Here is a 23,461-nt window from a genome sequence, read left to right on the forward strand (position 1 = left end):
GATTAGTTTGTCTCTCTCTCGAACAAAACAATCGCTCATTCAATCATGCTGTAACTGGAACACCTTTGGAACACCTAAAATGTTTTTGGTTTTCAATCAGGTAAAGTCAAACCATTAGACACAGGTTCGGGTTTCGGTTTTACCAATGCGCGTTGGTTTTCTTTGGGACTTCTAAGTAAAACCTTACGGCCTGTCTATGGTTTATGCTTTCAATTGCCAAATAAGTCTGTAAAATTTGGATGTAAAGACACGATACCATCACGATTGATTGCGGCAGTACAAAAACCAAAAACAACTAGCCTACTTGCCGAGAAAGAATTGATTCTAACTAACTGATAGTCAAAAAACTTGTTCTTCCAATTTTAGTGATTTTTACAAATCGCTAGAACAGCAAAAAACCATAAGTGTCTTTCAAAAATCATAAAATCAATTTGAGATGTCGGTAAACCGGCTGGCGTAACTCTTTTACCTGCCACTATTCGAGTTAAAACAGAATACATTGGACTTAGGATCCATGCTTCCTCCAAACCTTTCAGTAAAAAAAGCATCGTGACAACTTACTTAGATTGATGATAACAAAAAAGCCCCGCATAACGCGAGGCTTTTCAGCAAAATTATAAGAATTATAAACTTAGTCCTTGATCAATTTAATGGTTTTGGACGTATTACCAATGGTCACGGTTGCAAAATAAGCACCACTTTCTAAAGTATTGGTGTTGACATCTACTTCCATACTTCTTGGAGACACATTCATGACCTCTTGACCCAACATATTAAAGATCACAACATTCTCAATTGGCGATTGTGCCTTGAGGTGCAATTGGTCTTTAACGGGGTTAGGGAAATAGGTAAATGCTCTATTGTCTTGACCATCAACACTCAATGCATCATCAACCTCGATTGCTGCTCCTGCAGCATCTAAGGATGCACAAAGGCTATTTGTAGACACAAGATCCAATACATCGGCAGCTGTAGTCGTTCCAAAGTCAATCACGCTCAAGTCCAAATAATTAGGACTAGTATCATCTGAAGTTTCAGCTACGAGGGTATGTATCGTATAATTACCAACTGCTGTTACATCAAAACTTGGTGCTGCACCTGCCTGCTCAATAACCAAATCCGTTCCCGAAGTTAGTACAAAGGTCACATCGAAATCTGTTGGAACCACGATATCAGCATTTGGTGTTGCACTTATTGTTGCTGTACCACCTGATAAGGATACGGGCGTTGCATCTGCTGTTAATGTACCTGCGTCTGCTGTGCATGGAGACCAAATTTTCAAATCAAAAGTTTTACCTGCTGTAGAACCAGCGAAAAATTGGTATATTCTCGTGTAATAGATTTCACCTACTGTCAGTCCTGTTGCTTGAATTTCTTCTTGAGGTCCAGAACCAAAAGTACTATCTGCGCAATCTATAGCTGTTAATGCTCCACAAGTACCAGAGTACAATTGAGCCACACCATCCCATGCAATTTCATAAGTAATATTAACTTCACTTGTTAATGCCTCAAAAGAGTACCATACATCGTCATTGGCTGTACCTACAAAACCGCTACAGGCTTCAGCTGCTAAGCCAGAATCTGTTGCGCCGTCAATAGTACCTGGAATAGCAGTTGCAGAAGCTGCATCTGCAATTTCTGTTTCTTGCATTACAGATTGAGCTCCAGCACAATCATCATTTGCCAAAGGCTCAATAATAAGCTCAATATTCACATTGGTCGTTCCATCCCAAGCGCCATTGAATGCGCCATAGGTAAAATCTGCATTATTTAAACGCCATCTTGCCGCAACATAATTTGCACCAATAGGTGTACCTGAAGTCTCATAAGAATACTCATCATCATTCCCATTATCACCTAAATAAGTAGCCTCTTGCCATACAGAAGCATCCCAAGTTGCAGGATCTGTATTCTCGTCGTTTATTGCAATCCAGCACTCAATACCAGCAGCTTGTCCAGCAGGATTGGTAAGTCCATCTTCATAGCCTTTCGCGTATACGGTAATTGGAGTTCCAACCTCTACTGTTAATGATTGCGAGCTACCATTACTAGGATCTGATCCTGTTTCTTCTACATATTGTACATTATAAAAATCCAGTTCAGAACCATCGTTCACTGAAATTGGCGCTCCTGCTACGTCTAAAGCTGCACATATGTCGTTGTCACCCACTATATCTAATACCTCTCCTGCTGTGGTCGTTCCAAAGGCAACCACACTCAAATCTAAAAAGTTAGAATCTGCACTGAAGGCGGGATCTGTCAAAGCTACTAGAGTATGTATCGTATAGAGACCTAATGTAGATACATCAAAACTTGGTGTTGCAGCTACTTCTTCAATCACTAAATCTGTTCCTAAAGTCAATACATAAGTCACATCGTAATCTGATGGAACTGTTGGCGCTGTATCTTCTGTAGCGCTAATAGTCGCGGTAGCTCCTGATAAAATTACTGATGCTGCATCTGCAGTTAATGTGCCTGCATCTGCTTGGCATGGCGTACCAATACAAATATCGAAAGTATTGTATTGAATAGAAGAAAACCATCCATATACTCTAACATAGTAAACAGTACCAACAGTTAAACCTTCTAAATTTAACGTATTTGGATCACTGTCATCAAAAAGAACTAAGGCGTCACAACCTCCGGTAGAATCATAGACTCCCATTCCCATATCTGTACTCGTTGAAGTACCACCACCTTGATTAACAACATTGGTTAAAGTGATTCTATGCTCCTCTGCAGTAGCTTCGAAAGAATACCATACATCGGTATTAGGGGTTCCAGTTATGTTGTCTTCTTGTGAAGATGCAGTAGCGCCAGCGTTTGTTCCAGCTGTGAAAGATCCACACTCAAAATCCGTATTGACGGAAAGCTCAATCGCATCGGCGCATTCATCATTTGCAGGAGGACAAATACCAGAAAAGGTAAGGGTCCCACTAGTTTTGAAACAAGCAGTTGGTTCGTCATCATTGGCAACTGTAATAACAACATCAGTTTCATCAGCATAATCACCAAATGTGTAAGATCCCGCTGCTAAGCCTGTTTGAAGAGCTGTACCCTGATCATCGGAAATACTTACCGATGTAGCTGTACCAATATCAGAAATATCAACTGTAATGGAAAAAGTTCCATCTGAAGTAGGACAACCATTGTCTACAGTAAATGTTGCATCAGGAATTGAACATAGCGCTTCAGGGACAATAATCTCAAAAGAAGTCTCTAATTCTAATTCAGGATCTTCCCAACTGGAAGCAGCGTCACCATCTGTTCCATCATCAGGAGTGACTCCTCCATTATCTCCTATAACCGCGCCATAAGCAGTGACTGAGATTAAAGTTCCGTCCCAACTATCGGCATATCTGTCGTAGCAATTCACATAGTAGGTACCTGCCGGCAGCTCAATATCTTGATTTATCAAACCTTGCCCGTTTCCATAAGTACCGTCACCTTGTCCAAAAATTTGAGTTCCTGCACCATTTACCTCGGTAGTAATGCTAACCCATTTTTCAGTTGCATAATTACCTCCAGATGTAGTAATATTAATTGTGCTCTGTGCGAACAAACACAAGGAAAATAATTGCGCAAAGATTAAAAAAGTAATTTTTCTCATTTTATGTTAGTTTTTAGTTAATAGAACGTTAAGATATGAAGTTTGAGTAAGCCAAAAGACTCCTTTTTAGCCTAATCGACGAAAGGAATTTTTATTCGTTAAAATACATCTTCAGACTTTTTAACACTATATAGGTGTCAGAACAAATATTTTGAGTCATAACCCCGCTATATTCGCAATAAAAGTTTCATTCTAATGGATTTTAAAACCTACAGTTTGCTCATTGCCCAAAGGATCGGTAAACTACACTTTTAATTTTTTGCACAAAAAAAAGCCGATGCTAACATCGACTTTAAAAATTGTTGTCTAAATATATCTTTAATCTTCTTTGTCTACATTGTCTACAAAAGTCTCCATGACGGCATCACTCACACCCATATTGCTAAATCCTCCATCATTATAAAGGTTTTGCAAGGTCACACGCTTCGTCAAATCACTAAATAGGGTAATCGTATAATTAGCACAATCTAAAGCTGTAGCATTACCTAAAGGCGACATTTTTTCGGCATAGGCAATGAAGCCGTCAAAACCTTTCACGCCTTGTCCGGCAGTGGTTGGTGTTGGCGATTGTGAAATGGTATTCACACGTACGTTTTTATCTTTTCCGAAGAAATAACCAAAACTACGGGCGATGCTCTCCAAATACGCTTTATTATCGGCCATATCGTTATAATCTGGAAACACGCGCTGTGCTGCCATATAGGTCAAGGCTACAATACTTCCCCATTCATTCATGGCATCGGCTTTGTAGAGCGTTTGCATGGTTTTGTGAAAGGACATGGCAGAGACATCGGTGCCTTTTTGAGTCCAATCATAATTTTGATCGGTGTAGTGCTTTCCTTTTCTCACATTGATGGACATCCCGATGGAATGCAGCACAAAATCTAATTTACCACCTAGAATCTCAGTGGATTTAGCCACCAGGTTTTCCAGATCTTCGATTGAAGTGGCATCGGCAGGCACAATTTGCGAACCAGTTTTTTCAGCCAGTTCCTTGATTTGTCCCATACGCATCGCAATTGGTGCGTTGGTCAAGACAAAAGTTCCACCTTCTTCGTGAACACGTTCTGCCGTTATCCATGCGATGGAATTGGCATCTAAGGCCCCAAAAATAATTCCGCGTTTTCCTTTAAGTAAATTGTATGACATGTTGTAAAGTTGTAAAGTTGATTGTTGCTGGGTTGTTTGTCCTCTAAATAAATTAGATAACCCGATTTTAATTATATAATCGTGTTCTGTGTTCAAAGTTAAAGACTTTGTACTTATTGTTCGCCTTAATTTCTAAATCTTTGTTGGTTTTGTCATTTTCAATCAATACATAGATTTTGACCATTGATGAAACCGTGTTTTTGATGCTGTTATTTCGCAGCGTTTTCTAAAGTTCTTGGGAAAGAGGCAGATAATCAAGTACACATTCGCCATTGATATTGATAACGACTTGGGCAATGGCGAACGCATTCGATCAATTCAGCAATTCCTTGGCATGTGCCATCGCAGACGATGAAATATCCTTGCCACCCAACATTTGTGCAATTTCCACAATGCGCTCCTCGGCGGTCAATTGTTTCATTTGGGTTTGGGTCACGTTATTGACATCTTCCTTATACACTTTATAATGCGTGTCCCCTTTTGCAGCGATTTGCGGTAAATGCGTGATGGAAAAGACTTGCATTTTCTTGCTCATTTGCTGCATGATTGCGCCCATTTTATTCGAAATCTCTCCAGAAACACCGGTATCGATCTCATCAAACATGAGTGTTGGCAAGTGGGTGTATTTGGCCAATACAGATTTTATGGCCAACATGATTCGTGACAACTCACCACCTGAAGCTGCCTTTTTAAGTTCATTGAACTGCCCGCCTTTATTGGCTGAAAATAAAAACGCCAAAGCATCAGTGCCATTGGCTAAAAAGCCTTTACGGGTTTGAAGCTCAACCTGAAACTTGGCATTGGGCATGCCCAAATTGCCTAAGATGCTCTCCAATTGCGAGACCAGTTTCGGGATGACCGCCAGGCGCTTATCGTGCAATTCTTTTGCGATTTGGTTGAGCTGCTTCTCGACGCTTGCAATTTGCTTTTCCTTTGCTAAAATAGCCTCATCCAGATTTTCTGTAATCTCAACTTTGGATTTCAAGTCTTCTCTAATCGCAATTAATTCTTCAACACTGGCCACACTGTGCTTTTGTGAGAGGTTATTCAATACCTGTAATTTGGCATTGACTAGTTCCAATCGGTTGGGATCGGCCTCCAATTGATCTTGGAGCGATTCCATTTCAGAAAAAATATCAGCCAGCTCAATCAAACTGCTAGACACGCGCTCATACATCACTTTGTATTGAGAAGCCATAGTGGCGAGTTTGGCAAATTGGTTTTTGACTTCGGTCAAATTTAGGGTAATTCCTACCTCCTCATTACTCATCAATTCATGAGATGCTGCTAGTTTCTCCTTAATTTCCTCAACGTTATTGAGGGTTTCATATTCTTCCTCCAAAGATTCCAGTTCGCCTGCCACCAAGTTGGCATCGGTCAATTCCTTCAGTAAAAAAAGATTGTAATCCAATTCTTTAATCGCTTCTGCTTTTTGCGCCTGAAGTGCTTTGAGTTCCTTATCTAACGCCTTGAAACTTTGAAGTTCCTGTTGATAACCATTTAATAGCTTAAGATTGTCGGCCAAGGCATCTATGACCTGAAATTGAAAATCATCATTGGTCAATTGCAAGGTTTGATGTTGTGAATGGATATCCAGCAAATGCTCGCCAAGAACTTGGAGACTGTCCAAATTAACGGGTGTATCGTTGATAAAAGCTCTGGATTTTCCTGAAGGCAGAATCTCTCTTCTAATAATGGTGACCGCCTCATAATCCAAATCCTCAGATTTGAACAACACCTTGAGATTGTATTTGGCAATGTCAAAAGTGGCTTCAATCACGCATTTTTTTGAATTGTCCTTGATGCTGCTCAAATCGGCACGTTTGCCCAAGATAAGCGATAGGCCGCCAAGCAAAATGGATTTACCTGCGCCTGTTTCACCAGTGATGATAGACAGACCATTATTGAAATTGACCTGAAGGTCATCAATAAGCGCATAATTTTTTATAGACAATTGTGTAAGCACGTCTTGTGTGAAATTAGAAGTTCAATAGTTTAAAATGACTGTTCAGAAAGATAACTGAAAATGTGGTGGAAGCTTTATTTTATTGGCTAAAAATTGATGTTTCGCCATTGTGAGGATCGCGTAGGGGAAATTTTAGTGAGGATTTCAATCAATTCCGCAACATTCACGGTTGGGCCATCACTAAAAATCTGTTCTATTTCATCTGCCTTAGCATCGAAGAACACACGCAGCAGAAAGGAATTTGGCCTGCGCCTGTTCATGACTTGCAACTCCAGGACACTATCTGCAATGGCATTTTTACCTGTTTTAGCATCTGTGCTCATCACATCCAAACCATTTCTATGATAATTGTACATGGCCGTTCTAAACTCCTTGAAGGTTGGTGACAATATATTGTCAATTAAAACAAATCTGCTTTGTTGCCCATCTTCCAACTTCCAGCCTTTGGTGTTGAGCTGTTGTGTGTAATTGACTATAGTTTGTGCTTGTTTCAAATATTCATCGCCTCCATTTACCTCAAAGGTCTCTGCATCTATCCCCAAAATCATATAGACATGAAACGCGATGACTGATACCAGATTGGATTCAAATTGATTAGGGTTGAACACTAAATTCTGAAATTCCAAATACTGGAAATTGAAGTCCCTATCGTTAAAGTTATACGTGGGCGTACTATAACTGGAATCAAATACCGGTCTTGAAGCTTGCACCTGTATTGTGCCTTGGAAAGCATCCGAATTGTAATCATTTATGGTAATGATCATGCTACAGTTGATGCGCTCTTGAACTTTATAGGAATTTTTGGTCCACTCTGTATTATTGACAAACTCGGTCAACTGTCTCTCTAAGGTCTTAAACACTTGCACATTTTCATTACCTGTCTGTTGCGCATTTACCACCACCTCGCACCTAAGCTCCTGAGCCCATGCACTGAAACTGGTTACGACCGCTAAAAATAATATCAATTTACGCATGCGTTTGTTTTAAAATGAATTGCATTAGGTCTTGCGCCACGGCTGCTTTGGACTTTAAAGCGTGGCTTAGCTCTTGACCCGAGTTGGTTATAAAAGTAACTTTATTTGTTGAACCACCAAAACCTGCGCCGGTATCATTTAAGGAATTCAACACGATCATATTTAGATTTTTGGAAGCCAACTTGGATTTGGCATTTGCCAATTCGTTCATGGTCTCTAAGGCAAAACCCACCAAATACTGATGCTTTTTAATGGCGCCCAAAGATTTTAGAATGTCTTGTGTTCTTTCTAACTCTAAAGACAAGCTTGAATCGTCCTTTTTTAGTTTCTGTGAAGCCACCTTTTTAGGTCTATAGTCGGCAACGGCTGCGGAAAGGATTGCGATATCCACATCATTGAAATAGCGATGAGCCGCATCATACATCTCTTGTGCACTAACCACATTTATCAACTTAATCGCACTGTTATTTACAGACTCGTGGGTTGGTCCTGAAATCAATATAACTTCTGCTCCCAATGCCGCTGAAGCCTTTGCAATTTCGAAACCCATTTTTCCGCTGGAATGGTTACCAATAAAACGCACGGGATCAATGGCTTCATGGGTTGGTCCAGCTGTAAGGAGGACTTTTTTTCCGCGCAAAGGGAGCTGATCCAAAATATGCTGTTCAATGAATGCGACAATAGCTTCAGGCTCTGCCATGCGCCCTTCGCCGTGAAGTCCGCTAGCGAGTTCTCCACTGGTGGCTGGGATCATCACATTGCCGAAGTCATTTAAGATCTCAAATGATTTTAAGGTAGATGGATGTTTGTGCATGTCCAAATCCATAGCTGGCGCAAAATAAACCGGACATTTTGCTGAAAGGTAGGTGGCCATCATGAGGTTGTCACAAGTACCATTCGCCATTTTGGACAAACTGTTTGCAGTTGCAGGGGCAATGATTAAGAGGTCTGCCCAAAGCCCTAGCTCCACGTGGTTATTCCACATGGCATTATCATCTTCCTCGTTGGTAAAAGAGGAATAGACAGGGTTTTTGGATAAGGTGGAAAGCGTTAAAGGGGTAATGAAGTCTTTAGAAGCAGGCGTCATAACGATCTTTACGTTAGCGCCTGCCTTGATAAATAAACGAGTCAAACTCGCAGTCTTGTAAGCAGCGATACCAGCAGTGATGCCAAGCAAGATGTTTTTGCCACTTAATATAGACATGGTATGATTATTCCTGAACGTCGTCGTCCGTGTTTCTGTAATAGATTTTATCGTCTAACCATTCTTGAACTGCCAAAGCGTGTGGCTTAGGCAATTTTTCGTAAAACTTGGATACTTCAATTTGCTCCTTGTTCTCAAAAATTTCCTCAAGACTATCGTTATAGGTTGCGAACTCTTCCAATTTGTCAACCAATTCACGTCTAATATCGGTGTTGATCTGTTCGGCCCTTTTAGAAATCACAGCAATGGCCTCATAGATATTATCGGTTGGGGCATCAAGAATATTTCTATTGTAAGTTACTGTACTTACGGGTGCATTGGTCTTTTTTAAATCAATCATTATATATAGGTGTTAACTTTTAACTTTGTGTATTAAATTTTTGCAAGGCACTGGTCATCTCCATTTCCATTCTGGTCGCCTCTACCATTAATTGGGATTCTGGATAAAAACGCTTAAAGGACTTAAAGAAAGCCATTGCGGTTTCCAAACGCTCTTGTTGTCTGTATTTCACACTATTGATCCCCAACATGTAGGCAGAATCCAAGCGGTAAAACATGGCCTGCTCTCTAAAGGATGTCCCAGGGTACTCAATAAGAAAATTATCGAAAGCCGTAATTGCGGCTTCGTAATCTGAAGACTCAAAATAAGCAATCTTATTATACTGTTTTGCGATTTCGAAGGCCTTTTTCTCTAATTTATAATCCAGTTCCTGGATGAGCTCATTGGCTTGCGGCAGGTATTGGGAGTTTGGATATTTATTGACAAACAACTGTAATTTCTCCAAAGCCTGAATGGTCTCATTTTGTTCCTTACTGTAAACCGGAGAAAGGTGATAGAAGCTTTTCGCTCCAAGAAATGACGCTTCTTCCGCCTTTTCACTTTGTGGGTAGCTTTTTTCGAAATTTTCAAACTGATAAGAAGAAATATAATAATCCCTAGTTTCATAGAAAGCATTGGCATGCATGTACATCAATTTTTCAGCTTGGGGCTTTCCTCTATATTTAGGCACAATTTGCTCAAATAAACGATTGGCCTTAATGTATTTACCAGCATCGTAAAGATCTGTTCCCATTTGGAACTTGGTAGCAATATCCTCAGATTTGAGCGCTTTTTGATATTCGCTACAAGAGGAGATCACAGAGACAAAGGCCAGGAGATAAAATAATTTCTTCATAAATAAAAAACAGGTTGCAAAAGTACGCATTATTAACGTAGTATAAAAACAAAATTTATTCACGAAAATAGCGGTTGATTTTAGCTTAAGTCGCTATTTAAGGTATATTTAACTTTTAAACTGCTCCTCAATTTTCTCAAGCGCCAATTTGATTTTTTCCTTTAAACCATCAGTAGCTTCCACCAATGGCAATCTTACCGTAGGCTTAGACAGTTCTAAAGCCTCTAGGACGGCTTTCACCCCCGACGGATTGTTTTCAGCAAAAATAAGTGCCGTTATTTCCATAAGTGCAAAGTGGATATTGTAAGCCTCTTTGACTTTGCCCTCCAGACCAAGTTGAATCATTTTTGAAAACTGTTTTGGCAAGGCTTGGCCAATCACAGAGATCACACCTGCGCCTCCTGCCAGAACTATGCCTAAAACCAAGTCGTCATCACCAGAAATGATTGAAAAATCTTCGGGCTTGTCGCGTAATAACAATAAGTATTGCCCCACATTATTCCCTGCCTCCTTGACTGCTACGATATTTTTGAAATCCCTCGCCAATCGCAAAGTGGTATCTGGCAGCATATTAGACGCGGTGCGTCCAGGCACATTGTAGAGGATGATATCTACAGGACACGCCTTTGAAATGGCTTTGAAATGTTGATAAATACCCTCTTGGGTTGGTTTACTATAATAAGGTGATACAGATAGAATGGCGTCTATGCCAGTCAAATCAGTAGTATTGATCTCTTCGATGACCGCCGCTGTATTGTTGCCACCAATTCCCAAGACCAAAGGCACACGCTTGTTGCTGGCCTTGACTATGGTTTCTATAATCTCGGTTTTCTCTTGTTTGGTAATGGTAACACTCTCACCGGTTGTGCCGCTAATGACAATGTAATTGGTGCCATTTTCTATATTAAAATTGACCAAATTCGCCAAAGCCTTGTGATCAACAGTCTGGTCTTGGTTGAATGGTGTGATTATGGCAATACCTGTTCCATGAAACTTACTCATTATAATTTATTTAAAACGGTTAAATATTTAATTAGTTCTTGTTTAAAAATCGGGAATTGGCTGGTCTCCACACCAATGATCAAATCATAAAGCCGTGGATCACTCGACGAGATTCCTACCTTAAAATGAGCTTTAGAACTTGTAGCGATCACATCAAGCTCCACATGCTTTGAGTTGTAAAAACAAATCAAAACATCATAGGCTGTATTTACAAAATGCTGTAAATCTGGATGTTTGATTTTACCATTCCAACCAATATGTTTTGCATTGAAATACGCTCCCCAAAGCTCGTTGGATGTTTTAGGATCTTTCGCAAAAGACACGATTTTTGTGTTTGCCTCTTGGAGTCCTAGCTCCTTAAAAAAACGATTAAAGACCTCAACATCTGTAAATTCATCGACGTTTAGCACTACTCCAACACTTTTTACTATGGCGTGTTTGTCACGATTTGAGGCAGCATTTAATAACCTGTTGATATATTTTTGATTTGATTTTTCTTTAAATGCCTTTAAAATCATTTATCTTTAGCGTTTGTACAAATGTAATAAAATCTGCTGTTAAGATTCCATTACAAATCCACAATAATAATGAATTATAGACCTCTGTTTTTTGTGCTTTTCATACTTGCGTTTTCCGCCTGTAAGACCAAAAATCATCTCCATAAAATCGAAGGGAAGCAAATTAATGTTTCAGACTCCATTGCCGCCGACCAGCGTATAGAAGCCTTCATAAAACCCTATCGCGAGCGGGTTGAAAAAGATTTGGACAGTGTTCTTGCCTATTCGGTCGCGACGCTTTCTAAATCTGATGGTGAATATAACACCGCTATTGGCAATATGATGGCCGATGCGGTTTACGAAGAAGTAAACCCTGTGTTTCAAAAACGCACAGGCAAGTCCATTGATTTTGTTTTATTGAATCATGGTGGCATACGTGCCATTATTTCAAAGGGAGAGATCACAACAAGAACCGCTTTTGAAGTCATGCCTTTTGAAAATAGCATCTTTGTGGCTGAACTCAAAGGCGACCAAATAAAAGAACTCATCGATTATCTGGTCATCGAAAAACGGGCTCACCCTATTTCACAACTAAAAATCGTATTGAATGCAGACGGAAGCCTAAAAGAAACAAGTTCAAAAGAAAAACCATTGAATTATACCAAGAGCTACTTCGTGGCCACAAACGATTACTTATTGAGCGGTGGTGATCGCATGAACTTTTTCAAGGTCAATGACAGCGTTTATGATCTCAACTATAAGGTAAGAAATGTGCTTTTGGATTACTTCAAGAAAACTGACACGCTTAGACCTCGCATTGACGATCGTTTTATAAAGATTAAATAATAATCCCCATTCCGTTTTTCGCGCTTAAAAAATCCAAAACATCATGAAAAGAAGAGATTTCATACACCAAACCTCAGCCGCCTCTGCACTTATTGGATTGGGCGGTTTTGGATTATCATCGTTTTCTTCAGCCACAAAAAAGATTACCATTTTGCACACCAACGACGTGCACAGCCATATTGATCCCTTTGGACCTGAAGATGGCCGAAACCCCAATCAAGGCGGTGTCGCCAGGAGGGCAAGTTTAATTGAAAGCATTAGAGCTGAAAATCCCAACACCCTTTTAATGGATGCTGGAGATATTTTTCAAGGCACACCCTACTTTAATTATTATGGTGGCGAGTTGGAATTCAAACTCATGAGCATGCTCAAGTATGATGTGGCCACAATTGGAAACCACGATTTTGATAATGGCATTGACGGACTTTACGCGCAACTACCGCATGCGAAATTTGATTTTGTGTCTTCAAATTACGATTTTTCAAATACCATCATGGATTCGCATGTGAAACCCTATCGCATTATTGAAAAAGACGGAATTAAAGTTGGCGTTTTTGGATTGGGAATTGAGCTCTACGGCTTGGTGGACGAGAACATGTATAAAGAAACAAAGTACTTGGATCCTATTGAAACCACTCAAGAGATGACCAGGATCCTTAAGCAACAGGAACATTGTGACCTTGTGATCTGTCTCTCACATTTGGGTTATAAATATAGCAGGCTTCCTGAAAAAATAAGCGATCTAAGCTTGGCTGAAAAAACTAAGGATATTGACTTGATTATTGGTGGCCACACCCACACCTTTCTTAAAAAACCTACGATAATCAAAAATGCTGAAGGCAAAAACACTTTAGTGAATCAAGTGGGTTGTTATGGCATCAACTTAGGGAAGATTGATTTCTATTTTGACGCCAATAAGAATAAATCTGCGGAAGGCACTTCGATTATTGTTTGATTCAAATGCTTCTGTTAGTGCAGATGCTTAAAAATATCATCCTTAATTGTATTGCTTCTTTTGCATCGCGAACCTGAAACTAGCACTGCACAATTTCCGCGAAAGCGAAATAATTTCCGGCAGCTACAAGGTATGTATCTTATCGTATTTGTAAATGCCTGCAGGTTCATGTTTTAAAAGCGACTGCAAATAAAAGAAGATAAAAGCCATTACCAGGAACAGGGAACAAAGCACATTGAGGATCCTAAACTCTGCCACATAGAAATACGCCAATTGGATCACTTCTGAAAAGACTATAAAAATGGAACCAATCAATAAGTTGATTGATTTTTTATCATCATGATACATGTAGTTGATCAATGCTAGGCACATTAAAAACATGATTACAGCATTATATGCAAACTCCAGCAAGTACTGGGACGTTTCTAACTCCCTTTTGGTGGTGTCTGAAACAAAATAGACACAAAAAACACCAAGAATTATCAAAATCAGCACTTGTAAAGGAAACTTTTTAATCGCTTTTACAAAATTTAGACTGGCGATCATTCTCAATACCAAGAAAGTGTAAGCTATAATATAAATGATATTGCCGATAAAATAAAATGGAAGCTCGTAAGCAGAATCTATGTAAACGCTGTAGCTCCAAGTGATCAAATTAAATATATCACCTATGGTAAACAGCATGAGGAACCAATAAAAAAAAAGGTGTTTTTTCTCAACTTTTCTAATGTACAGTATGGCCAATGACATCATAGCCACAGTCCTTACCAATGTGGCCTCATATTCGAGTTGGAAATACTGAAGGCCTACAAATACAATACTCAATGTAATAAGAAGACTAACTAGGAATTTGTTTAAACTCATGTGATTTTATTAATAGCGAACCAAATGTATGCTATTAAACACATATTATCAACTTTTTATCGAGTAAATTGCTGACTTTGTAGGATTATTCCTTAATTTTTGAAAGAAAGTCAATTTCAGAAATAATGGGAACGCCCAAGGATTCTGCCTTGGTTCGCTTACTAGGGCCCATGTTGTTGCCCGCTACCAGAAAATTGGTTTTTGAAGATATGGAACCAGAGACTTTACCGCCATTATCTTCGATGAGTTTTTTGAGCTCAGTTCTTGAGACCTGTTCAAATACGCCCGAAATCACAAAGGTTTCGCCTTGCAATTTATCCGTTTGATTAGCTAATTTCTCTGCGGAAATCTCCAAACTTACCCCATGAACCTTCAATTTCTCTATAATCGCCCTATTTTCTTCGGAAGCAAAAAAGTCTACCACACTTTGGGCGATACGCTCCCCAATTTCATCTACGGAAATTAATTCCTCAACCGAAGCATTTGCCAAAACAGCAATACTCTTGAAGTGTTTGGCCAGTTTTTTTGCTACCGTTTCACCAACGAATCGAATTCCAATCGCAAACAAAACACGTTCAAACGGAATGGTTTTAGACTGTTCAACTCCTGCAATTAAATTATCGGCACTTTTTTCGGCCATGCGTTCTAAGGGTAAAATCTCTGCCTTGGTTAAGGTATATAAATCGGCATAATGGGAAATCAATCCTGCTTCTACCAATAAAGCCACGGTCTCGCCACCCAAACCTTCAATATCCATGGCCTTTCTGGAAATGAAATGCTGGATCCTCCCAATGATCTGTGGCCTGCAACCATTGTAATTGGGACAATAATGTTTCGCGTCGCCTTCCTGCCGTTCCAGAGCTGTGCCGCATTCAGGGCAATGCTCAAGGTAAACGGTTGGCTTAGAATCTACTGGGCGTTTAGACAAGTCCACAGCGATGATTTTGGGAATGATCTCCCCTCCTTTTTCCACATAAACCTCATCACCTTCTCTAATATCCAGTTTTTCAATTTGATCTGCATTGTGCAAGGAAGCGCGTTTTACGGTTGTGCCTGCCAGCTCAACAGGCTCTAAATTTGCTACCGGCGTAATGGCTCCAGTACGCCCAACTTGATAGCTAATCTCATGTAAGCGTGTAGACACCTGCTCGGCCTTGAACTTATAAGCCATGGCCCAGCGTGGCGATTTTGAGGTGTAGCCCAATTCTTCCTGTTGTTGTAAATCATTGACCTTGATCACCACACCATCGGTCTCATAGGGCAGGTCATGGCGGTGTACGTCCCAATAGTCCACAAATTTCAACACCTCATCCACTGAAGTTGCCAAGGTCGCAGCCTCTGGCACCTTAAAGCCCATTGCGCGTGCATTTTTAAGACTTTCAAATTGCGTGTCGAAACCTAAATTGGTTCCAGTGATGTTGTAGAGCAAACAGTCCAATGGGCGACGGGCGACTTCGGCACTGTCTTGAAGCTTTAAACTTCCTGAAGCAGTGTTTCGCGGATTTCGGTAAGGCTCCTCACCAGCTTCCACCCGCGCTTCGTTCATTTTGATAAACCCTTCGTAGGGCAAAACAATCTCACCGCGAATATCAAATTTTTCTGGATAATTTCCTTTCAATTGCAAAGGCACCGATTTTATGGTCCTTATGTTGGCCGTAACATTATCACCTTGGCTCCCGTCGCCTCTAGTCACTGCTTTGGAAAGCATCCCATTTTCATAGGTAATGCTTATGGACGCCCCATCATATTTGAGCTCGCAAACAAATTCCACCTTGCCATCAATGGTCTTCTCGATACGTTTTTCCCAGTCCAATAAATCGTCCTTGGAATAAGAATTGTCTAAGGAATACATGCGATGCTCATGCACAACAGTTTCAAAATTTTTGGTCACTTCACCTCCAACCCGCAAACTTGGGGAATTTGGATCGTCATATTCAGGGTGCTTCGCTTCAAGGTCTTGCAGTTGCTTCAATTTCATATCAAAATCGAAATCGGCAATACTGGGTTGGTCCAACACATAATAGTTATAATTGTGTAGGCGAAGTTCAGTTCTTAAGGCTTCTAATTGCTCCTTTACGTCCATAGCTTTGAAAATAGTTTCTATTTGGGTTAATCGTTTTTGACCGCTTTTATCATTCTGGGTTTTCCAAAAATATCGCTCTTTAATTCAATGTCCTCAAAATGGAAGGATTTTAACAATTGAACCATCTCATCGCCTAAATATTCATTGATTTCAAAATACAAGCTTCCACCAGGTTTCAGTTTTGCCTGTGCCAATTCACAAATCGCTCTATAAAACAAAAGCGGATTTCCATCTTCAACAAAAAGGGCTTCATGTGGCTCATGATCAAGCACGTTGGCTTGCATCAGTTCTTTCTCAAGTTGGCGCACGTAGGGCGGATTAGACACTATTATATCAAATTTCAAATTCAAAAATTCCAACCCCTGCCTGCCGGCGGGCAGATTCCGATGGTCTGGTTCAAGAATGTCCATGTTTCCAAACTCTATTTTGACCTCGTTCACTTTGGCGTTTTCGACGGCCATTTTTAGTGCTTCCTCAGAAACATCCACTGCATATACACTTGATGCGCTAAGTTGCTTTGCCAGAGCAATCGCAATACAGCCACTTCCCGTGCCAATATCTAAAATAGTTAAGGCTTCGGCATTGTCTTGGTTTGCATTATAATCCTCAATGATCCAAGCGACCAGCTCCTCCGTTTCAGGACGTGGAATGAGCGTATGTCGATTCACTTTGAATGGCAATCCGTAAAACTCGGTTTCCCCAATGATATGTTGAATGGGTTTTTGAAGTTTCAACGCAGCCAAAGCTTCAAAAAGCGGTTGCTCTTCCGTTTTAGTGACCACAAATCCGGGATTCATAAGCATGGTGATGCGCTTCAGTTTCAGATAGTGTTCAATAAGCAGATTGAAAAATGAATCCACCTCTTCTTTTCCGTAGTGCAAATCGAGTTCTTTATGGTAGATATTTAAGATGTCTTTTAAAATCAAGTGTGTTGTGTTAAGCCTTTAAATCCCCAAAGGAATTTTCCTCACTTTTAAATGAGCTCGCGGCTGTTTGTTGTTAGTTGTTGATTGTTTGATGTTAGTTGTTTCTTAAATAAGAAACTAAACCACTATGGACTAAAGTACCATAGATTTTTTGAAACAGACTGAAAGTCTGTTGAATTCGTGAAATGAACAGTAACTCATTGAGTGCGCTTTAAGGGTAAAATAACAGATTTCGTGAAAACATGCCTACCGGACAGGCAGGTTCATCTAATTCGTGTAATTCGTGGCTAAACTATTTTTAGAAGGTATAGCGAGATGCACTAAAGTACATAGTTTCAACTTTTTTTAAGACCAATAAATAGCTGACCGCAACATCAAATCGATAATTTGTTAAGTGGAAAACACCACAAAGGCATTTAAAATTAGCAATCAGAAATCTTCAATCTTCAATCGTAAATCGTAAATCGTAAATCAAAAATCAAAAATTCACAATTCCTTCTCCATCCAAACCCCGCAGGAATAATGCCCCGTATTGCCCAAAGGTTCAGTTCGTTGCTTAAAGCCCGCCTGTTCATAAACATGAATGGCTGCCTTTAACTGCACTGCGCTTTCAAGGTAACATTGGGCGTAACCAAAAGCTGCTGCAGCTTCCATACATTGTATGATTAGTTGTTTCCCAAATCCTCTGCCTCGCACTTCTGGTGAAAAATACATTTTTTGTAGTTCACACACATTGCCCTCATAATTCTTGAGTTTTTTGATGCCAGCACCGCCTAGAACTTGGTCGCCTTTTACAACCACATAATACACTTCTTTCTCGCCTTGGTAGGATTCAAACATTTTTGGAGTTTCGGCATCCTCATAGGCCGTGCCTTTCAAGGGGATTTCAAACTCTGGAAAACAGCCTTTGATGACTTGCTCTAATTGCGCATTGTCGGCTTCTCTTATTTCTCTAATAACAATCGATTCTTGACTCACTTTTTAATCTTATTTTTGTGCCCGTGAAGATACATGAAAAATACATAAACCGCTGCATTCAAATTGGCGAAAACGGACTCGGCACCACCGCGCCAAACCCAATGGTAGGTAGTGTTATTGTGCATGAGCATTGTATTATTGGAGAAGGTTTCACCAGCCCTTTTGGCGGTAACCATGCCGAAGTCAATGCGATACATAGTGTCAAAGACAAAGCGCTGCTCAAAAATGCAACGCTTTACGTAACCTTGGAGCCTTGCTCGCATTTCGGCAAAACGCCTCCCTGTAGTGATTTGATCATTAAGCACAAGATCCCAAAAGTGGTTATTGGTTGTTTGGATGAGAATCCGCAAGTGGCTGGAAAAGGCATCGCAAATTTGGAAGCTGCTGGATGCCGTGTTACGGTTGGTATATTGGAAGCCGAATGCAAACAACATCACAAACGCTTTTTTACCTTTCACAATAAAAAAAGGCCTTATGTTATTTTGAAATGGGCCGAAACCCAAGACGGATTCATAGCGCCCAAGCATAAAGAAAAGCAAGAACCCGTTTGGATCACTAACCCCTATTCACGCCAATTGGTTCACAAATGGCGCGCCCAAGAACAGGCCATTTTGGTAGGCACCAACACGGTTTGGGAAGACAACCCTAGCTTGACCGTTAGGGATTGGACTGGCAGAAATCCGCTTCGGTTTGTACTGGACCAAAAATTGAAACTTCCTCAAACTGCCAATATTTATAATCGTGATGCGGAAACTTTAATCATTACTTCAGAAGCTTCGAAAAACAAAACATTGAATCCAGATTGGAATTTGAAATACATCAATTGGAATTTGAAGCATAGCATCGCCAAACAAATCTGCAGCATTCTATTCAAGAATAATATAAATTCCGTCATCATAGAAGGTGGCGCACAAACGCTTCAAAACTTCATAAACGAAAATCTTTGGGATGAAGCCCGCGTTTTTACTGGTACCAACAGGTTTGGAACCGGCGTGGCTGCACCGCAATTTTCTGCAGAATTGATTTCTGAAACTCAACTACTTAACGATACCTTAATAATTTATGCCAACAATTAAAACCATCATCTTCGACTTTGGAGCAGTATTTATCGACCTCAACAAAGAAGTCGCCCATCAAAACGCCTTAGCTTTATTTGAGCTTGACGAGTTGCATGATGAGCTCGTTTCCATGAACACACTCTACGAACAGGGCTTAATGTCTACGGAAGAATTTTTAGACTTTTACACCGCGAACTTTCCGAAGCTAAGCAAACCCCAACTCATAGACACCTGGAATTCCATGTTGGGTCATTTTCCCGAAAAACGCCTGAATTTCATTAAAAGTTTGGCTTCCGAAGCAAATTACAAACTCATCCTATTAAGCAATACCAACGACTTGCATATCAATTGGATTATTGACAATGTCCCATTTTTTGAGGATTTCAAGAAGCAATTTGATGCCTTTTACCTCTCGCACGAGATTCAACTTAGAAAACCGAATGCCGATATTTACGAATTCGTGCTCAAGCAAAATAAGTTGACTCCAGAAGAATGTCTTTTTATAGACGACACCAAGGCAAATACCGATGCCGCTGCTAATTTGGGGATCCACATTTGGAATATCGACGAAACACAAGAAGACGTTACCGATCTCTTCCGCATTAAAAAAGACCTGTTTTAATGTATTTACTGCTCAGCATTGCTGCCTCCACGTTCATTTTTATCATTTTTAAACTGTTGGGCAAGTACAACATCAACACCTTGCACGCCATCGTGGTCAATTATTTTGTGGCTTGCTTGCTAGGAATTGTGCTTTATGACGGCAAAATTGTGCTTGCAGAAATTGTCGCCTCCTATTGGTTTTATGGCGCATTAGTGTTGGGTTTTTTGTTCATCTCCATATTCAATGTCATGGCATTGACGGCACAACGCAACGGACTTTCAGTAGCATCGGTCGCTTCAAAGATGAGTGTCATCCTCCCAGTTGTTTTTGGTATTTATGTCTATGATGAAGGCGTGGGATTTCAAAAGCTGCTCGGTATTTTCATCGCGCTCATTGCCGTCTATTTGACCTCCTTACGCGCAAAATCTTCGGTAAGTTTGACTAAAGGCATTTGGTTGCCCATCATTCTGTTTTTTGGCTCTGGCACTATCGACACCATGGTTAAATATTTAGAGACCACCTACGTGCCAGATAATGGCATCCCCATATTTTCTGCGACTATTTTTCTGTTTGCGTTCATCATTGGTATTGGATTGTTGGCGTTCAATCGTTTTATAAAACCAAGACTGATGCCTACTTCGGAAATCACTTCCGGAGAAAAAAAACAAAAATCAGATTGGCGCGTGCTGCTGGGCGGAAGCGCTTTAGGGATTGTCAACTACATGTCCATTTATTACCTTTTGAAGGCACTCGACCATGAAACTCTGGAAAGCTCCACATTATTTACCGTGAACAATGTCGCCATCGTTATGATTTCCACACTGCTGGGCTTATTGGTTTTTAAGGAAAAGATTTCAAAGATAAATTGGTTGGGCATTTCGCTGGCCATAGTCTCGATAGTATTGGTAACTTTGGCGTAGATGATTGAAAAGGACTCTTACAAAACCATTACAAAAGCTTCTGAAGGCGTGTTGTTTAAAGACAGGAACAGCAAATTTTTTGGTTACGCTTTTCCTGTTACTTCAGAAGAAGAGGTCAAGCAACATCTAGAAACGCTTAAAAAACAACACCACCAAGCCGGCCATTTTTGTTATGCCTACCAAATAGGAAAGACAGCACAAGAGCTGAGCTACCGAGCCAATGATGATGGCGAACCCAACAACAGCGCTGGAATGCCAATTTATGGGCAAATACAATCCTTTGAAGTTACAGACATTCTTATTGTGGTGCTGCGTTATTTTGGTGGCACAAAATTAGGCGTAAGCGGTTTGATAAACGCCTATAAGACCACTGCTGAAATGGGCCTTAACGCATCAAAAATTGTTAAGCGCACCATAAATGTTCGCTATGCCGTACGTTTCGATTACAAAAATATGGGCAAGGTCATGCGCATCGCGAAAGAAAAAAATCTCAACATCGTTGCCCAAACTTTAGAACTGAGCTGCGAAATTATTATTTCGGTTAGACTAAAAAAATCTCAAGAAATTTTTGAAATTTTCGATGCCATTTTCGAGGTGGAAATTAAAAATTTGAACGATTAAAACGGCAGTTGGTCTAATATATATTTAGGACATCTCGTAGGCCTATTCTTTACCATATCCATAAACACCAATTCTGAAGTTCCTGTGGTTAAAATTTCATCGGCTTCATTTGAAATTTCATAGGTAAATTCTATGCGCGCACTTGGCTTTTTTACCACCTCGGTTTTTACTTTAATAAGGTCGTCATAACGCGCTGGCTTTTTGAATTTTACAGTTAATGAAATCACAGGAAGCATGATACCATCGGCCTCCATCTGCTTGTAGGAGAACCCAAATTTACGCAACCATTCGGTACGTCCCATCTCAAAATATTGCGCATAATTGCCGTGATAGACCACTCCCATTTGATCGGTTTCACCGTAACGCACCCTAAATTGTATTTCGTCGTGTTTTCTTAATTTTGACATGATATTTGACATATTTTTTGTATTTTCAAGCGTTTTTAAACATGAGGATAAATTTCCGGAAATTCAATGGTTTTTGATTTTTTTATTAAGAAAATTGTTCACATATTTGTCTCGCAGAAGTGATTCAAGAGAAACTCAGATTTCTCTTTTTTTTGCCACTACTAATCAACATAAAAAAATTTAATTCATATAATGGAGCTAACTGCGGAAACGGTTTGGAAAAATTGTCTGTCATTTATTAAAGATAATATACAACCTCAAGCATACAAAACCTGGTTTGAACCAATCGTCGCAGTGAAACTCACAGATAATGCGCTTAGCATTCAAGTACCGAGTAAGTTTTTCTATGAATGGCTTGAGGAGCACTATGTGAAAATCTTAAAGGTTTCACTTACCAAAGAACTAGGCGAAACTGCAAAGTTGGTGTATGTAATCAAAATGGAAAACACCTACGGCAACAAACAGCCATTTACTGAAAAAATACCAAGTTCCAACCGCAGCGCTATGAAGTCACAGGATGTTGATGTGCCTTTGAACAATAAAAATCCAGAGCTTAGAAATCCGTTTGTGATTCCTGGCATTCGCAACGTAAAGATCGAATCCCAATTAAATCCCAATTACAGTTTTGAGAACTTTTTAGAAGGCGACTCCAATCGCTTGGCCAGAAATGCCGGTTTGGCGGTTGCCAACAAACCTGGAGGCACATCCTTTAATCCGTTGTTGATTTTTGGCGGCGTTGGTTTGGGCAAAACACATTTGGCACACGCTATTGGTGTGGACATCAAAGACAAATACCCAGAAAAAACCGTGCTCTATATTTCCGCGGAAAAATTCACGCAACAGTATATTGATTCCGTAAAGAAAAACAACAGAAACGATTTTATACATTTCTATCAAATCATCGATGTCTTGATTATTGATGATGTGCAATTTCTATCAGGGAAGTCTGGTACGCAAGATGTGTTTTTCCATATCTTCAACCACTTGCACCAAAACGGAAAGCAGGTCATTTTAACCAGTGACAAGGCACCTGTGGATATGCAGGATATTGAACAACGTTTGCTGTCCCGTTTCAAATGGGGGCTTTCGGCAGAATTGCAAAGCCCAGATTTCGAAACCCGCGTCTCCATCTTAAAAAACAAACTCTATCGCGATGGTGTGGAAATGCCAGATGATATCATAGAATATGTGGCTAAACATATCAAGACCAATGTTCGTGAACTCGAAGGTGCCATCATTTCATTGATTGCCCAATCTTCCTTCAATAAAAAGGAAATCACGATTAGTTTGGCCAAAGAGATTGTTGAGAAGTTTGTGAAAAACACCAAACGCGAAGTCTCGATTGATTACATACAAAAGGTGGTGTCTGATTATTTCCAAATGGACGTAAGCACCCTGCAATCAAAAACCAGGAAGCGCCATATCGTACAAGCCAGACAATTGGCGATGTTCTTTGCCAAGAAATACACCAAAGCCTCCTTGGCGAGCATTGGCTCACAAATCGGCAAACGCGATCACGCAACCGTACTGCACGCTTGTAAAACCGTTGACAACCTCTCCTCTACCGATAAACAATTTAGAAAGTACGTTGAGGACCTTTCCAAAAAACTTTCCATTTAAAT

The 23,461-nt window shown here is 40.1% G+C and carries 21 protein-coding genes; 7 read left to right on the top strand and 14 right to left on the bottom strand.

Features of this window, described 5'->3' with window-relative positions:
• Positions 1-631: 631 nt before the first annotated feature.
• From ESY88_RS03675 to ESY88_RS03715, 9 genes are all read right to left on the bottom strand, one after another.
• The gene (locus ESY88_RS03675) at positions 632-3,610 is read right to left on the bottom strand and encodes a T9SS type A sorting domain-containing protein (RefSeq protein WP_147084663.1); all 2,979 of its coding nucleotides are present in this window, start codon (positions 3,608-3,610) and stop codon (positions 632-634) included.
• A 318-nt stretch (positions 3,611-3,928) separates the two neighbouring features.
• On the bottom strand, positions 3,929-4,759 hold the full coding sequence (locus ESY88_RS03680) for an enoyl-ACP reductase FabI (protein WP_147084664.1): 831 nt from the start codon (positions 4,757-4,759) through the stop codon (positions 3,929-3,931).
• A 313-nt stretch (positions 4,760-5,072) separates the two neighbouring features.
• Positions 5,073-6,725, bottom strand: coding sequence for a DNA repair protein RecN (gene recN, locus ESY88_RS03685; RefSeq protein WP_147084665.1), 1,653 nt, complete (start codon positions 6,723-6,725; stop codon positions 5,073-5,075).
• Positions 6,726-6,811: 86 nt separating this feature from the next.
• Entirely contained in the window at positions 6,812-7,699 is an 888-nt protein-coding gene (porD, locus tag ESY88_RS03690) for a type IX secretion system protein PorD (protein WP_147084666.1), read from the bottom strand.
• Positions 7,692-8,903, bottom strand: coding sequence for a bifunctional phosphopantothenoylcysteine decarboxylase/phosphopantothenate--cysteine ligase CoaBC (coaBC, locus tag ESY88_RS03695; protein ID WP_147084667.1), 1,212 nt, complete (start codon positions 8,901-8,903; stop codon positions 7,692-7,694). Before coaBC ends, porD begins: the two co-directional genes overlap by 8 nt.
• 7 nt (positions 8,904-8,910) lie before the next feature.
• Positions 8,911-9,240, bottom strand: a complete 330-nt coding sequence (locus ESY88_RS03700; RefSeq protein WP_147084797.1) for a DNA-directed RNA polymerase subunit omega — start codon at positions 9,238-9,240, stop codon at positions 8,911-8,913.
• Between the two features lie 22 nt (positions 9,241-9,262).
• Positions 9,263-10,078, bottom strand: coding sequence for an outer membrane protein assembly factor BamD (locus ESY88_RS03705; RefSeq protein ID WP_147084668.1), 816 nt, complete (start codon positions 10,076-10,078; stop codon positions 9,263-9,265).
• Between the two features lie 108 nt (positions 10,079-10,186).
• Positions 10,187-11,080: a 4-hydroxy-tetrahydrodipicolinate synthase gene (gene dapA, locus ESY88_RS03710; protein ID WP_147084669.1), complete on the bottom strand. Its 894-nt coding sequence runs from the start codon at positions 11,078-11,080 to the stop codon at positions 10,187-10,189.
• On the bottom strand, positions 11,080-11,598 hold the full coding sequence (locus tag ESY88_RS03715) for a DUF6913 domain-containing protein (RefSeq protein ID WP_147084670.1): 519 nt from the start codon (positions 11,596-11,598) through the stop codon (positions 11,080-11,082). The genes dapA and ESY88_RS03715 overlap by 1 nt, the downstream gene beginning before the upstream one ends.
• A 69-nt stretch (positions 11,599-11,667) precedes the next feature.
• Here ESY88_RS03715 and ESY88_RS03720 point away from each other — a divergent pair, with 69 nt between their 5' ends.
• Positions 11,668-12,423: a 5'-nucleotidase C-terminal domain-containing protein gene (locus ESY88_RS03720; RefSeq protein WP_147084671.1), complete on the top strand. Its 756-nt coding sequence runs from the start codon at positions 11,668-11,670 to the stop codon at positions 12,421-12,423.
• Between the two features lie 43 nt (positions 12,424-12,466).
• Positions 12,467-13,378: a bifunctional metallophosphatase/5'-nucleotidase gene (locus ESY88_RS03725; protein ID WP_147084672.1), complete on the top strand. Its 912-nt coding sequence runs from the start codon at positions 12,467-12,469 to the stop codon at positions 13,376-13,378.
• Positions 13,379-13,501: 123 nt separating this feature from the next.
• Here the strand turns inward: ESY88_RS03725 and ESY88_RS03730 are convergent, their stop codons facing one another.
• The 4 genes from ESY88_RS03730 to ESY88_RS03745 all read right to left on the bottom strand — a co-directional run bounded on the left by ESY88_RS03730 (position 13,502) and on the right by ESY88_RS03745 (position 18,229).
• On the bottom strand, positions 13,502-14,242 hold the full coding sequence (locus ESY88_RS03730; RefSeq protein ID WP_147084673.1) for a hypothetical protein: 741 nt from the start codon (positions 14,240-14,242) through the stop codon (positions 13,502-13,504).
• Between the two features lie 85 nt (positions 14,243-14,327).
• On the bottom strand, positions 14,328-16,325 hold the full coding sequence (gene ligA / locus ESY88_RS03735) for an NAD-dependent DNA ligase LigA (protein ID WP_147084674.1): 1,998 nt from the start codon (positions 16,323-16,325) through the stop codon (positions 14,328-14,330).
• A gap of 26 nt (positions 16,326-16,351) precedes the next feature.
• Positions 16,352-17,251, bottom strand: a complete 900-nt coding sequence (prmC, locus tag ESY88_RS03740) for a peptide chain release factor N(5)-glutamine methyltransferase (protein WP_147084675.1) — start codon at positions 17,249-17,251, stop codon at positions 16,352-16,354.
• Between the two features lie 486 nt (positions 17,252-17,737).
• Positions 17,738-18,229 carry a GNAT family N-acetyltransferase gene (locus ESY88_RS03745; protein WP_147084676.1) on the bottom strand — a complete coding sequence of 164 codons (492 nt, stop codon included), beginning with the start codon at positions 18,227-18,229 and terminating at the stop codon, positions 17,738-17,740.
• 23 nt (positions 18,230-18,252) lie between these two features.
• Here ESY88_RS03745 and ribD point away from each other — a divergent pair, with 23 nt between their 5' ends.
• Genes ribD through ESY88_RS03765 form a run of 4 tightly spaced genes read left to right on the top strand, consistent with a single transcriptional unit; the run spans position 18,253 to position 21,432 of the window.
• Positions 18,253-19,305 (top strand): bifunctional diaminohydroxyphosphoribosylaminopyrimidine deaminase/5-amino-6-(5-phosphoribosylamino)uracil reductase RibD, encoded by a 1,053-nt coding sequence (gene ribD, locus ESY88_RS03750; protein ID WP_147084677.1) that lies wholly within the window; start codon positions 18,253-18,255, stop codon positions 19,303-19,305.
• Complete coding sequence (locus tag ESY88_RS03755) at positions 19,292-19,909, top strand: HAD family hydrolase (protein ID WP_147084678.1); 618 nt, start codon at positions 19,292-19,294, stop codon at positions 19,907-19,909. The genes ribD and ESY88_RS03755 overlap by 14 nt, the downstream gene beginning before the upstream one ends.
• Positions 19,909-20,811: an EamA family transporter gene (locus ESY88_RS03760; RefSeq protein ID WP_147084679.1), complete on the top strand. Its 903-nt coding sequence runs from the start codon at positions 19,909-19,911 to the stop codon at positions 20,809-20,811. The genes ESY88_RS03755 and ESY88_RS03760 overlap by 1 nt, the downstream gene beginning before the upstream one ends.
• A complete protein-coding gene (locus tag ESY88_RS03765) occupies positions 20,812-21,432 on the top strand; it encodes an IMPACT family protein (RefSeq protein WP_147084680.1) in 621 nt (206 codons plus the stop codon).
• Here ESY88_RS03765 and ESY88_RS03770 read toward each other — a convergent pair.
• Positions 21,429-21,839, bottom strand: coding sequence for an acyl-CoA thioesterase (locus ESY88_RS03770; RefSeq protein WP_147084681.1), 411 nt, complete (start codon positions 21,837-21,839; stop codon positions 21,429-21,431). The genes ESY88_RS03765 and ESY88_RS03770 overlap by 4 nt on opposite strands.
• 192 nt (positions 21,840-22,031) lie before the next feature.
• Here ESY88_RS03770 and dnaA point away from each other — a divergent pair, with 192 nt between their 5' ends.
• On the top strand, positions 22,032-23,459 hold the full coding sequence (gene dnaA / locus ESY88_RS03775) for a chromosomal replication initiator protein DnaA (protein ID WP_147084682.1): 1,428 nt from the start codon (positions 22,032-22,034) through the stop codon (positions 23,457-23,459).
• The last annotated feature ends 2 nt before the right edge of the window (positions 23,460-23,461 follow it).

The organism is Subsaximicrobium wynnwilliamsii (genome assembly GCF_007997225.1).
Lineage (GTDB): Bacteria > Bacteroidota > Bacteroidia > Flavobacteriales > Flavobacteriaceae > Psychroserpens > Psychroserpens wynnwilliamsii.

What these genes read in the sequence shown, in the direction of transcription:
- ESY88_RS03675 (WP_147084663.1), bottom strand. Translation starts at nt 3,610, where the DNA reads ATGAGAAAAATTACTTTTTTAATCTTTGCGCAATTATTTTCCTTGTGT.
- ESY88_RS03680 (WP_147084664.1), bottom strand. Translation starts at nt 4,759, where the DNA reads ATGTCATACAATTTACTTAAAGGAAAACGCGGAATTATTTTTGGGGCC.
- porD (WP_147084666.1), bottom strand. Translation starts at nt 7,699, where the DNA reads ATGCGTAAATTGATATTATTTTTAGCGGTCGTAACCAGTTTCAGTGCA.
- coaBC (WP_147084667.1), bottom strand. Translation starts at nt 8,903, where the DNA reads ATGTCTATATTAAGTGGCAAAAACATCTTGCTTGGCATCACTGCTGGT.
- ESY88_RS03705 (WP_147084668.1), bottom strand. Translation starts at nt 10,078, where the DNA reads ATGAAGAAATTATTTTATCTCCTGGCCTTTGTCTCTGTGATCTCCTCT.
- dapA (WP_147084669.1), bottom strand. Translation starts at nt 11,080, where the DNA reads ATGAGTAAGTTTCATGGAACAGGTATTGCCATAATCACACCATTCAAC.
- ESY88_RS03715 (WP_147084670.1), bottom strand. Translation starts at nt 11,598, where the DNA reads ATGATTTTAAAGGCATTTAAAGAAAAATCAAATCAAAAATATATCAAC.
- ESY88_RS03720 (WP_147084671.1), top strand. Translation starts at nt 11,668, where the DNA reads ATGAATTATAGACCTCTGTTTTTTGTGCTTTTCATACTTGCGTTTTCC.
- ESY88_RS03725 (WP_147084672.1), top strand. Translation starts at nt 12,467, where the DNA reads ATGAAAAGAAGAGATTTCATACACCAAACCTCAGCCGCCTCTGCACTT.
- ESY88_RS03730 (WP_147084673.1), bottom strand. Translation starts at nt 14,242, where the DNA reads ATGAGTTTAAACAAATTCCTAGTTAGTCTTCTTATTACATTGAGTATT.
- ligA (WP_147084674.1), bottom strand. Translation starts at nt 16,325, where the DNA reads ATGGACGTAAAGGAGCAATTAGAAGCCTTAAGAACTGAACTTCGCCTA.
- ESY88_RS03755 (WP_147084678.1), top strand. Translation starts at nt 19,292, where the DNA reads ATGCCAACAATTAAAACCATCATCTTCGACTTTGGAGCAGTATTTATC.
- ESY88_RS03760 (WP_147084679.1), top strand. Translation starts at nt 19,909, where the DNA reads ATGTATTTACTGCTCAGCATTGCTGCCTCCACGTTCATTTTTATCATT.
- ESY88_RS03765 (WP_147084680.1), top strand. Translation starts at nt 20,812, where the DNA reads ATGATTGAAAAGGACTCTTACAAAACCATTACAAAAGCTTCTGAAGGC.
- ESY88_RS03770 (WP_147084681.1), bottom strand. Translation starts at nt 21,839, where the DNA reads ATGTCAAAATTAAGAAAACACGACGAAATACAATTTAGGGTGCGTTAC.
- dnaA (WP_147084682.1), top strand. Translation starts at nt 22,032, where the DNA reads ATGGAGCTAACTGCGGAAACGGTTTGGAAAAATTGTCTGTCATTTATT.